Source organism: Stenotrophomonas sp. G106K1, from assembly GCF_037969685.1.
Taxonomy (GTDB): Bacteria; Pseudomonadota; Gammaproteobacteria; order Xanthomonadales; family Xanthomonadaceae; genus Stenotrophomonas; species Stenotrophomonas lactitubi.
Genome location: NZ_JBBPFR010000002.1, coordinates 111,815 through 123,785 on the forward strand (window position 1 = coordinate 111,815; position 11,971 = coordinate 123,785).

Sequence of the window (11,971 nt, forward strand, 5' to 3'; positions counted from 1 at the left end):
AGGAACGTACACCCTCGCAGATGATCGTTCCCATCTGCTGATCCGGATCCGCTTGCGCTACGCCGTCGGCGCCTGGATTGCCCAGGCAACCACTGCGCTGCCACGCCTTTCAACGCAATCGCACCGCCAGCCAGCGCGCCGCACAACGGCGCTGCAACGCGCTGGGCGTGCGCCTGCGCCATCTTCACCCGCACCTTGGATCTGCCAATGAACACCCCACCCACGACGCGCCTCGCCCTGGCCATCATCACGGTCATTGCCACACCCGCCTATGCCGCAGAGTCCACCGACGCCGCGCACGACACCCCCACCACCTTGAACGCGCTGCAGGTCATCGCCACCCCACGCGGTGCTGCCGTTGCCCCCACCCAGGTGGTCGGCCCCAACCGCTACGTCATCAACGCCACCGACCTCGACGCGATGGTGTCGGGCAACAACGGCCTGTCGATGTTGAAGAACGTGCCCGGTGCCAGCTACACCGCCACCGATGGTCTCGGTCTGGACATTTCCGCCACCAGCCTGTTCGTGCGCGGTTTCCGCATGAATGAAATGGGCATCACCTTCGAGGGCGTGCCGCTGAACGACAACGGCTTCCTCTCGCTTACCGGCACCAGCGTGGTCAACGTCGGCGTACCCGATGGCATCGGTTCGATCACGGTCAGCCCGGGCGGTGCGCCGGTCAGCGTGTTCTCCAGCAGCGTCAACGGCGGCAGCCTCGAGTACCGGCTGGCAGAACTGCAGGACACGCCCAGCCTGCGCATCAAGCAGGGCGTGGGCAGCAACAACACGCTGGTCACCACGGTCTCGGGCCAGAGCGGCCAGCTGGGCGAGCACGGCCCGAAGCTGCTGGTCGACCTGCAGCGCGTGTCGGCCGACAAGTACCAGGGCGAGGGCACGCAGAACTTCCTGCGCGGCGACCTGAAGCTGCAGCAGGACGTTGCCTGGGGTGACTTCACCGTGTTCCTGTCCGACAGCAAGGCCGCAGTGTGGGGCTACAACAACATCTCCTTCGACATGATCCGCAAGCTGGGCTGGAAGGCCGACAGCTTCTATCCGGACTATGCGTGGGCGTACTACGTGGCTTCGCCGGAGAACGCCGACAAATCCTGCGGCGCCTACACCTGCGGTGAGCTGTCCGAGCTGATTCCGTACGACACCGGCCAGGTGACCCGCGACCGCGTCGCCTCGATCAACCACCGTTTCCAGATCACGCCCGCGCTCAGCGGCAACGTGCAGCTGTACAACGCCAACAGCCACACCCAGGCCACCCTGACCGACCCGACCGTGCCGTCGCCGAACGGCGCGCCCTTCTCCGAACAGGTGCAGACGCCACGGCTCAACCGCTTGGGCGGCATGTTCAACCTGCAGTTCGAGACCGGTGCGCACACCATCACCACCGGCTTCTGGCAGGAGAAGAGCAAGGCCGCGGCCAAGACCGAGTGGTACCAGCAGCCGCTGCTGGGCGAGGGCCCGCCGCTGAAGGCCACCGGTCCGTTCGATGTGTACGGTCCCGCGTTCAAGACCGACAACGCGTCGAGCTGGGTGACCCGCTCGCGCCAGTTCTACCTGCAAGACGACATCGTGTTGAACGACACGCTGAAGCTGGGCGTTGGTTTCAAGGCCGTGGACTTCCGCACCAGCGGCGGCGGCCTCGGTGATGCCAAGGATCGTCCGGTGAACGGCACGCTGCGCGCGAAGAGCAACTTCCTGCCACATGTCTCGCTGTTCTGGAGCCCGACCGAATCCACCGATGCCTTCATCGACCTGGCCAACACCATGAACGGCTATCGCGTCGCCCAGCGCGGCAACATCGGCTACACCGCCTCGGCGTGGACCATCACCGACCAAGAAGAGTTCGATCGCGTGGCGGGCACGCTGCGCCCGGAGAAGAACTGGAACCTGACCGTGGGTGCGTCGCATCGCTTCGACCGGCTGACGATCACCGGCGATGTGTTCTACAACGACATCCGCAACCGCCTCCTGTCGGCCGCCATCGGTACCCAGTTCGCGCAGATCAACACCGTGCGTTTGATGCCGAAGATGCACGTGATCGGTGCCGACCTCGGCATCACCGCCGACCTCACCGATCATCTGCAGTTCTACCAGGGCATCGCACTGGCGCGCTCGTACTACGACAGCGATTTCGTGGTGGGCGACACCGTGTACCCGATCAAGGGCAATGCACAGCCGGGTTACCCGCAGATCTCGCTGGTCAGCGACCTGTCCGCCCGCTTCGGTGACTGGCGTTTTGGTGCCACCAGCACTTCGTACCTGCGCCAGCCCTTCACCTACGAGAACGACATCCGCGTGCCGGCCTTCTGGCAGGTCAACACCTATGCTGCGTATCGGTTCGGTGCGGACAGTCCAGTGCCCGGGCTGGAGCTGCGGCTGGACGTGAGCAACCTGTTCAACCGCAACAACATCGGCACCGCCACCATCGCCGGTTCGTCGTTCTCGGGGGATTATCAGACCCTGCAGCGCAGCGCACCACGGCAGGTGATGTTCAGCACCTCGATGTCGTTCTAATCCTCTGCCCGTAGATCCACGCCATGCGTGGATGTACTTCGCGGCGCCTCGGCGGATGCCATGACCGGGGTCGGACCCCTTTACCACGCCAAGGGCTCCGACCCCATCCGCTGTTTGCACGATCCGCACTGATTTCGTGGCACCAACGCAAGGTTCCCACAATGTTGCTGGGTCATCCTGTAGGCATGGCACAGCAGAACCCCCGTTTCCCTCCGGTCCGCAGGCGCGCCCATGGACGTGCGCGTCCGGTGCCGTTCGCCGCACCGACGGTCGACCTGGAGGCCGAGTACCAGTTCTGGCAGGTCTATGATCGCGTGATCCGCCCGCTGCCCGGGGGCGGCTTCCGCCTCGCCTGGCTGGTGCTGCAGACCGTATACCGGGCGCGGGCGCGCTATCCCGACGACACCCACAAGGCCGCGCTGTCGCGGGTGCTGTTCGGTAACAACATGACCGACGCACGCGCGGCCGAACTGGAAGAACTCTACGCGCTGGTCAGCCGCAGGCTGGCGGCGGTGGCAGTGCGCGCTGTGGCACCCGGCAGCACCGCCTAACCCGCCTTGCAGGGCATGCAGATCCGTCCCACGCCGCCGGCACCGGCACGCAGGTCAGGGTCGAAGAACTCCTCCTGGCTGCGGATCTGCCCACACCGGCTGCAGACCTTCTTTTCCTTCGACTCCAGCCCCTGCACCTGCTCGATCACCTGATCGACCGCTGCCGAACGGATTTCCGTGCCGGCCACTTCAATCAGGCGATAGAGCCGATCGGACAGCGTCTGCACCGGGTCGCTGCCGAGGTTGAAGCGGTTGATGCGCAGGAAGCGATAGCCGTAGCTTTCCAGCGTGAGCTGGCGCTCGACGTCGGCCTCGACCAGATAGCGCTCGTGGTTACCCACATGCACCGGCTTGTCGCGGCGGAAGTGGAACTCGAAGCCGTCGTACTCGATCACGATCTGCAGCGCGCCGCGCACGGTCTGCACGGTCACCAGGAAGTCCACGCGCCACGCCGGGTGCTGATAGGTCGGGTCGAGCTGGCGCAGGTAGTCGCCCACCGGGAATTGCGGAATGATCTCGACCGCATCGCCATGTTCCAACACGAACGGCGTCTGCTGAAGCCACTGCAGTACCTTCGATTCCATCGGGCTGCGCGCGTCGGTCTGCGCGGCGTCGGGCGCGGGGCGGTCCAGCTGGCTGGCGTAGTAACGCAGCGCATTGCCGATCGCACCGCGGAACGCATCCACCGGCATCGAGTGGACGAACCAGATCGCCTCCTGCGCGCGGGAAAAGCCGACATTCAGGCGCTGCACCTTCAGCTTGTCCTCCACCGCATCCACCGCGCCGGTCAGGCTGACCGGGAAGATGTAGTTCAGCGCATCCTGGCCGGCGGTCGCCACCATCGAATAGAAGATCAGCCCGCGTTCCTCACCCTGGCAGGAGTCGACCGTCATCACCTTCAGGCGAAGCCGCTCTTCAAATTCGCGGCCGCGCGGATGGTTGAACAGCGTCTTGGACAACAGCGTCTGCTGCTCGCGGAACGGCGTGATGATGCCTACGGTAGGCGGCGCCTCCGTATCCAGCAGTTCGACCAGGCGCTCGGCGATGAACGCCGCTTCGGCGTCGTTGCTGCTGCGGCTGGTGCGGTGCCCGCTGGCATCGACCTGGCTGAAGCGGATCACCTCCTGCAGTGGCTGGCTTCGGATTTTCAGTGCCTGCAGCTGGTGGTTGTAGAAGGTGGACGACGAGAACCCGATCAGTTCGGCATAGCTGCGGAAGTGCTTGCGCAGCATCACCGAATACGAGGCCGAGAGCGAGCAGAACTCCAGCACCGAACGCTTCACATCGAACATGGCCAACCGTTCCAGCACATCGGCCTGCTGGCTGACGTTGGCGCGGAAGTAGTTGACCAGGTCCGAGCGGTACTTGTCGTTCAGCGCGATGCTGGCGTTGGCCGCCTTGACGTTGGAGAACTGCTTGGAGTCACCCAGCACCACCACCTTGCGCGCGCGCAGCAGCGCCGGCAGCGCCTGCGCCACTGACACCTGAGAGCCTTCGTCGATCACCAGCACGTCGAACAGGTCCGGTGCCAGCGGCATGTACTCGCCGAACTCGCGGATGCTGGCGATCATCACCGGGAACGACGCGCGCACGCTCTCGAACTTGTCCACCGGGAACTTCTGCCGGTTGGCGATCACGCCAGCCAGAGCGCGCGCGTCGGCGCGGTGATGATCCATGAAGCTGATCAGGCGCCCATCCACATGGGCATTCATCACCGAGGTGTTCAGGCGCTCCAGCTTGGTCTTGGTGCCCACGTAGTCGTACTGCGGCGCGTCGACGAAGGCCTTGCGCGTGGCCATCCAGCCCTGCAGGAAGCGCAGGGTCAGCGCCCACAGTGCGGGATCGTCCTTCGGCTCGGCCAGCAGGGCCTCGACGATGGCCGGATTGAGCCGCGCCAGCAGGGTCATTGCCTGCCGTGCAACCGCCGCACCCGGTCCCGGCGCGGCGCCGTGGGCGATCTGCCGGTAGCTGGCCGGCAGCTGCGCGCCCAGGCCTTCGGCCTCCAGCTTCATGCGCAGCGCGTTTGCGCCCTGCACGATGGCCTGCAACGCCGCGGCATCGTGCTTGAGCAGCAGCGGCCGCGTGGTACCCAGCTGGTTGAGCTGCAGTTCCAGCCCGCGCACGGCATTGCCGCGCAGCAGATAGCCCAGCACCGGCATTTTCAGCTGCTGGTACTGCAGCAGCTGCGTGCCCAGCAGCCGCACCTGGTCGGCATCCAACGACTCGAACAGCGCCCAGCCGTCAACCGGTCGGTCGGCAAGGAAGGCGGTGGTCACCGCATCACGGCGGATGCGCTGGTCCAGCGATGCCGGGGTGTAGTCGGTGCTGCCGAACAGGTCGGCCAGATAGGTTTCAAGCACGTCCGCCTGCGCGGTCACCGCTTCCAGCTCGGCCAGCACGTTGGCATCCATCACCGCGTGCACCTGCTGCAGCACTGCGGGGGCGCGCTCGCCCAGCTCCGCCTCCTGTTCGTGCATGGCCTTCACGGCGGCAAGCGATACACGCCCCAGCGTCTGCACGGTGCTGGAGATGGCCTGCCGGAGTGCCTGCGCCGTGTCCTGACGCTCGCTTTCGAGTGCAGGCTGGTTGGCCTTCATGGCCTTGGCGAAGGCCGAAACCTGGCTGATCGTGCCGGTGGAGGTGAGGCGCTTGAAGTTCGCTGCCTGCTGGCCCAACCGCAGGATCGGGTTGGGGAAATCACGATCGTGGCGAACCCGGCTCATCGCATCGGACAGCTTGTCGTACACCACGTCCAGCGCTTCGGTCTTGTCCGACAGCACCAGGCAGCTCTTCTTGTTGAACGCACAGTCGGCGGCGATGGCGGTGATGGTGTGCGACTTGCCGGTGCCGGGCGGGCCTTCGACCACCACGATACGACCCTGTGGCTCGCGCACGGCCAGCAGGATCTTGCGCTGCTCCTCATTCAACGGAATGGGCGAATCGAACACCATGCGCTCCACCAGCGGCAGCGCATCCCAGGCCGATTCCACCCGTTCCCCGATCGGCTCGGGGTTGCGCATCAGCACGCCTTCCACCATGCCGTGGAACAGGTCCACCAGCTTCGACCCGCCATTGCGGGCCTGGTCGATGATCTCTTCGAAATCATTCAGCAGCGCCTCGTCAGCGCGCTCGAACGCAGCCAGGTGCAGCGCAGGCGACAGCGCCACGGTGGCGGTGGATGCCTCGCTGGCAGACGAGGACAGCGAGACCTCGCCACCCAGATCCACCGCATTGGCCACCTGGCGGAACAGCGATGCCGCCACTTCGAACAGGCTTTGAGCCGGGTCGAGGTACTGGATCCGTTCCTGGATCGGCGACACCCACTCGCGCGCCATGCCCACGGCCAGCTCCTGCAGCACGAAGTCGATCGCTCGGCGATTGGCGAACAGGCGGTTGCTGAGCGTCAGCGTGTAACCGGACCCATCCTTGGCCCGCACCACGTCCAGCGGCAGGTAGAACACCGGGTACTGCACGCCCGCGTACTTGAGCGTGCCCACGTAGAGATACAGCTGCAGGCCATCGCCGGTGGCGACATAGGTTTCCAGGTCGCGGAACTCATGGAAGGCGTCCGCCGCCACGAAGTTCTCGAAGAACGCCATCAGCGCGCTGATCGTGCCGTCGCGGGTGAGCTGGTGCTCGCAGGCCAGCTGCAGCGGCAGCTCGTCGCCAGTGGCCAGCAGGCGTGCCAGCACTTCCGGCAGCGTCTGGTACAGATCGACAACGGAACGGGTGACCAGGTCCGATTCCGCCGCGTGCAGCGAATCCATCACCCAGTACGCCTGGCCCTGCAGTGGACCGGCCAGATGCGCGATCAGCGGCCGCACCACCTGCACGCACATCGCATCCACCAGGCTGCCCTGCACTGATTCCACCCAGGCTTCCGGGTCTTCCAGCGCACCGGCCATGCTGGCACGTGCCTTGTCCAGCACGGCTACGCGCACCGTGGCGATGGCGGTCTCGGTGATGGCGTTGACCTGCTCTTCGACGATGCGGCGCAGCGTCGCGCTGATCGGCCGGGTATAGCTGCGCGGGCCGATGGTGAACGACAGCTCCTCGCCGGAGGGGCGGCTGAGCAGCTTCCACAGCTCCTTGTCCAGTGCCGGGTAGGGCGCGGTGCGCATGCCCGCGCGGAAGCCGGAATCGCTGGTGAGCACGATGCGGCGCCGCGGGGCCTGCGCGCGCTTGAAATCGGACTCGAGGAAATCGCGGAAGTACTGCGAGATCCGCACCGCGATTTCGCGCATCTTCGTTTCACCCACTGATCCGCCGCCGGTTGCCGCAGGTGTCAGCGGAGCGGATGCATTGGAGGTCGGCAGGTGCGGCGGCTGGGGAGTGCTCATGAATGGCTGGGCGGGCACCTGGCGAGGCAGGCACCGCTAGGGACTGGGCCCTGCATGGTCGCACGCGTCGCCCGTGGCGGGGAGGGGGACAGCGCCCTCCTGCACCGACGGCAGGATCATGTGCGCCGTCAGCGATCGCCAGAACAGCGACTCGTCGTAGCTGTCAAAGTCGGTTCGGACCAGAATCGGCGACGGCAGGCCCTGCGCGCGCAGGCGCAGGCGGATGCTGGCCACTTCTTCGCTCAGCCCCATGCCGAACAGCACCAGCTGTACCTTGGCATCGCGCAGCACGAACGACTCCTGCAGGCGCTTGCCGAGGCCAGCCGCCAGGAACGTTCCCACCAGGTCGTAGTTGCGCCACTCCAGCACCGACAGGCCGCTGTCCACGCTGTAGATCGATTCCATGCGGATGAGGCCGCGCCGTCCTATCGTCCGTGATATCCGCTGACGGGCGGCTTCCTGCCCGCCCATGATGAGCATCCTGAGCAAACCGCGTCTCCTAGTGTATGGGCTCGCGGAAATGGTCAGGACGCAGGTGGCATGGCAGATATCAGATGAATCTGATTCCTTCTTGGATGCAGTGGCGCGCTAGGTGCCTGGCTTGCCCCGGTCCAGCTGCCGGTAGCCAATGGCCTCGGCCAGGTGCGCGGTCTGGATCCTCTCGCTTTCGGCAAGATCGGCAATGGTGCGCGCCACGCGCAGGATGCGATGCATTGCCCGCGCTGAGAGCTGCAGCTGCTCAATGGCCTGTTCCAACAGAGCCTGATCCGCTTCCGCTAGTCGCGTGCACGCACGCAGGGCAGCAGGCGGCAGGTGCGCGTTGAGGCCACCACGCGACTGTTGCCGCGCATGTGCCGCTTCCACCCGCGAGCGAACACTGGCGCTGGGCTCGCCCAGCGGCGTGCTCTCGCGCAGCTCCACCGCATCCATGCGGCTCACGTTGATGTGCAAGTCGATGCGGTCCAGCAACGGGCCCGATACCCGCGCGCGGTAGCGGGTGATGCGCTCGTCGCTGCACAGGCAGCGGTTGCTGCGGTCGCCGGCCCAGCCACAGGGGCACGGGTTCATCGCCGCCACCAGTTGAAAACGTGCCGGGTAGACCACGCTGCGCGCCGCGCGGGAGATGCGGATGTGACCCGACTCCAGCGGTTCGCGCAGGGTTTCCAATGCGCTGCGATTCCACTCCGGCAGTTCATCCAGGAACAGCACGCCGTGGTGCGCCAGCGAGATCTCGCCGGGGCAGGGCGGATTACCGCCGCCCACCAATGCCGCAGCGCTCGCACTGTGGTGCGGCGCCCGGAACGGCCGCTGTCGCCAACGCTTCGGGTCCAGCCCTTCGCCGCTGACCGAGGTGATGGCCGCCAACTGCAGGGCATCGATCTCCTCGCTATCCGGCAGCAGGCTGGGCAGGCGCGAGGCCAGCAGGGTCTTGCCGCAGCCGGGGCTGCCGATCAGCAACAGATGATGGCCGCCGGCGGCGGCCACCTCCAACGCTCGGCGTGCGAGCGCCTGCCCGCGTACATCGGCCAGATCCGGCAGCGGCAGCGGCGTAGTGTCCACGCGTTCCACCTGCGGCAGCAGGCGTGGATTGGCCAGCCCGGCGCAGCATTCCAGCAGGGTGCGCGCCACGCGCACATCGGCGTGCTGGGCGAGGGCGGCTTCGGCAGCGTTGCCTGGCGGCACGATCAGGATTCGCCCCGCTTCGGCGGCGGCAATGGCGGCGGGCAGCGCGCCGGACACAGGGCGCAGCTCGCCGGTCAGGCCCAGCTCGCCGATGAACTCGTACTGCAGCAGCGACTGCGGATCGACCTGGCCACTGGCAGCGAGGATGCCCAAGGCAATCGCCAGGTCATAGCGACCGCCTTCCTTGGGCAGGTCGGCGGGCGCGAGGTTCAAGGTGATGCGCCGCTGCGGGAAGTCGAAGCGCGCGCAGAGCAGGGCGGCACGCACGCGCTCGCGTGATTCGCGCACGCTGGTCTCGGCCAGGCCGACAATCTGGGTGACCGGCAGGCCGCCGGAGAGATGCACTTCGATCCGCACCAGCGGGGCATCGACCCCGGCGCGGGCACGGCTGTGGACCAGCGCCAGGCTCATGTGTGATTTCCTGCGGAGGGGCGCTTGATGGTGCGGCGGCCGCCTGCGGGTAGCCATCGGGGATTGCTGGAGAAGTGGCTAGGGATTCCGGCCTGCAAGGCTGTGCAGCGTGCTCGACTCTGGTCAGAGAATGCGCGCTCGATTCGCCTTTTCCATACTCGGAAGGGCATCGCTTCCGGACGTGTATGCGGGGAGCTCAAAGCACTGCTGGGATTTGCCTTCTAGGAAGCAGAGCGCATCCCTGGATTTTGTGCCAACGCGGAACATGGCCGGCCGGCAAGTACCTTTGGATCTTCATCATGCGGGTCAGATGCCCGGATCGGCGATCCATGAAGTACTGCCATTCCAATACAATATTCCAGGAGCTCATCCGAACCTAAAAAACCAAGGAGTAACGCAGAAGATGCGGGCTTCGGATACACGTCTGCACTGGAAAATGCGTGGTCAAGAGATGGGAAATCGCCCCCCTGGAGGACAAGTGCGCTATCTAAATGATCTGGACGTAAGAAGCAGTCTTGCCGCTGGGCGTGACATTGAACAGTTGCTTCCTGAGGGGCATGAGCAAGATGAGCTCGTGATTCGCTATGTCTCTATCGAGCGCAGTAGTCTTGGCTCTTGGAGGGTCCGCCTTTGCGAAGCTTTTGACAATGGAACCCCTGAATTTTTAGACGTCTACGAGTTCGAGGCGGTAGATCCTGATTTTCCATTCGGAAATGAGTGGATGTTTGATTCGATTCAGGGGGCCTTGGCGTTCGCCGAGAACACCCTTGGCGCAAGTTCAGTACGATATGTAAATCAAGGATTGATTCAGTATGAGTACAAGGATCGCTATCATCCGGAATGGTGACAGTCTTTGACATGCGATTTTTTCGACGCCCGCAAGCGGGTATCTGCGTATGCGCGATTTCAGGCAGCCAACTGCAGGGCATCGATCTCTTCGGAATCCGGTAGCCGGCTGGGCAGGCGCGAGGCCAGCAGGGTCTTGCCGCAGCCCGGGCTGCCGATCAGCAATAGATGATGGCCACCGGCCGCCGCCACTTCCAACGCCCGGCGCGCGAGCGCCTGCCCGCGTACGTCTGCGAGATCCGGCAATGGCAGGGGTGTGGTGTCGACGCGTTCCACCTGCGGCAGCAAACGTGGATTCCCGAGCCCGGCACAGCATTCCAATAGAGTGCGCGCCACGCGCACATCGGCATGCTGGGCGAGGGCAGCTTCGGCAGCGTTGCCCAGTGGCACGATCAGGATGCGCCCAGCTTCGGCGGCGGCGATGGCGGCGGGTAGCGCGCCGGATACCGGGCGCAGCTCACCGGTCAGGCCCACCTCGCCGAGGAACTCGTACTGCAGCACCGACTGCGGATCAACCTAGCCACTGGCAGCGAGGATGCCCAAGGCAATCGCCAGATCGTAGCGTCCGCCTTCCTTGGGCAGGTCGGCCGGGGAGAGGTTCAAAGTGATGCGCCGCTGCGGGAAGTCGAAGCGCGCGCAGAGCAGGGCGACACGCACGCGCTCGCGCGACTCACGCACGCTGGTCTCGGCCAGGCCGACAATCTGGGTGACCGGCAGGCCTCCGGAGAGATGCACCTCGATCCGCACCAGCGGGGCATCGACCCCGGCGCGGGCACGGCTGTGGACCAGCGCCAGGCTCATGTGTGGATTCCTGCGGAGGGGGCGCTTGATGGTGAGGCGGGCGATCTGCTGGTAGCCATCGGGGATTGCTGGAGAAGCCGCTAGTGGGATTCCTCCCCACCACGCAGCGCGCCCTCTGTTGGCTATGAATGCGCTCCCGACTTGCCTTTTTCCCCACGAGCAAGGACATTTCTTCGGATCTCGCTCGTTGAGCCAATGGGACTGCAGGACGCCCAGCTTGGCGTGACTAGGACAGAGACCGGTGTGTACACAGTTCGCCTTGGACGATCATCTGGACGAATAACCCCTGCTGGGAGTTGCTCGCAGATGTGCGGGAGCTATCGTCCCGGTGGAAATTTCCCCTACTGATGACTTGCATGCCTCCAATGAACACTCGCAAGCTCTTCCTGATGGTCACGCTGGCACTCGCACTTTCTGGCTGCTCGGAAGTTGCAAGCACTCAATATGCAGACCGAAACCAAGCCGTTTCGAGACAGGCAATCGGTGAATCGAAGTGGTTGCCCGGGTGGTTGCCTGAGGATGCTGTCAACATACAAGAGACGCATGACATGGACACCAATGAGTCTTGGTTGGTCTTTCGTTTAACCAGCGGGATTCTTACTTTTCCTGAAAACTGCACGCTGGCAAGCAGGCCGGAGATGCCGGACGCGCGAGTCATGCGGCGGTTTCCCCAGTTCGCCCGAAGCGCTTGGTCGCGCGCGTCAAATTACGCCGGAAAGTTCTACCTGTGTCCGGAGGGCAATGCTGGTCGCTGGGTCATGCATGATGAAGAACTGGACCTCGTTTACAGCAGAGTAAAGTTCTGAGACCGAT

Annotated in this window: 7 protein-coding genes and 1 pseudogene; 4 read left to right on the forward strand and 4 right to left on the reverse strand. The window is 64.9% G+C overall.

The annotated features are described in order from the left end of the window. Window positions 1–207 precede the first annotated feature (207 nt). Together WKB25_RS02800 and WKB25_RS02805 are read left to right on the forward strand one after the other, a co-directional pair. Window positions 208–2,526, forward strand: a complete 2,319-nt coding sequence (locus tag WKB25_RS02800; RefSeq protein WP_340568657.1) for a TonB-dependent receptor — start codon at window positions 208–210, stop codon at window positions 2,524–2,526. A gap of 248 nt (window positions 2,527–2,774) precedes the next feature. Then, window positions 2,775–3,077: a hypothetical protein gene (locus WKB25_RS02805; RefSeq protein ID WP_340568658.1), complete on the forward strand. Its 303-nt coding sequence runs from the start codon at window positions 2,775–2,777 to the stop codon at window positions 3,075–3,077. On the opposite strand, the gene WKB25_RS02810 is transcribed toward WKB25_RS02805, so the two are convergent. The 3 genes from WKB25_RS02810 to WKB25_RS02820 all read right to left on the reverse strand — a co-directional run bounded on the left by WKB25_RS02810 (window position 3,074) and on the right by WKB25_RS02820 (window position 9,511). After that, window positions 3,074–7,417, reverse strand: coding sequence for an AAA domain-containing protein (locus WKB25_RS02810; protein WP_340568659.1), 4,344 nt, complete (start codon window positions 7,415–7,417; stop codon window positions 3,074–3,076). The two genes, WKB25_RS02805 and WKB25_RS02810, sit on opposite strands and share 4 nt — an antisense overlap. 36 nt (window positions 7,418–7,453) lie before the next feature. Next, the gene (locus tag WKB25_RS02815) at window positions 7,454–7,822 is read right to left on the reverse strand and encodes a hypothetical protein (protein ID WP_340568660.1); all 369 of its coding nucleotides are present in this window, start codon (window positions 7,820–7,822) and stop codon (window positions 7,454–7,456) included. Window positions 7,823–8,005: 183 nt separating this feature from the next. Then, complete coding sequence (locus WKB25_RS02820; RefSeq protein WP_340568661.1) at window positions 8,006–9,511, reverse strand: YifB family Mg chelatase-like AAA ATPase; 1,506 nt, start codon at window positions 9,509–9,511, stop codon at window positions 8,006–8,008. A 130-nt stretch (window positions 9,512–9,641) separates the two neighbouring features. On the opposite strand from WKB25_RS02820, the gene WKB25_RS02825 reads away from it, so the two are divergent. Further along, window positions 9,642–10,358 (forward strand): hypothetical protein, encoded by a 717-nt coding sequence (locus WKB25_RS02825; RefSeq protein WP_340568662.1) that lies wholly within the window; start codon window positions 9,642–9,644, stop codon window positions 10,356–10,358. A 62-nt stretch (window positions 10,359–10,420) separates the two neighbouring features. Here the strand turns inward: WKB25_RS02825 and WKB25_RS02830 are convergent. Beyond that, a pseudogene (locus WKB25_RS02830) lies at window positions 10,421–11,158 on the reverse strand (magnesium chelatase domain-containing protein); the annotation flags it as partial. Window positions 11,159–11,523: 365 nt separating this feature from the next. Between WKB25_RS02830 and WKB25_RS02835 the strand changes: the two are divergent. Beyond that, window positions 11,524–11,964 carry a hypothetical protein gene (locus WKB25_RS02835; protein WP_340568664.1) on the forward strand — a complete coding sequence of 147 codons (441 nt, stop codon included), beginning with the start codon at window positions 11,524–11,526 and terminating at the stop codon, window positions 11,962–11,964. The last annotated feature ends 7 nt before the right edge of the window (window positions 11,965–11,971 follow it).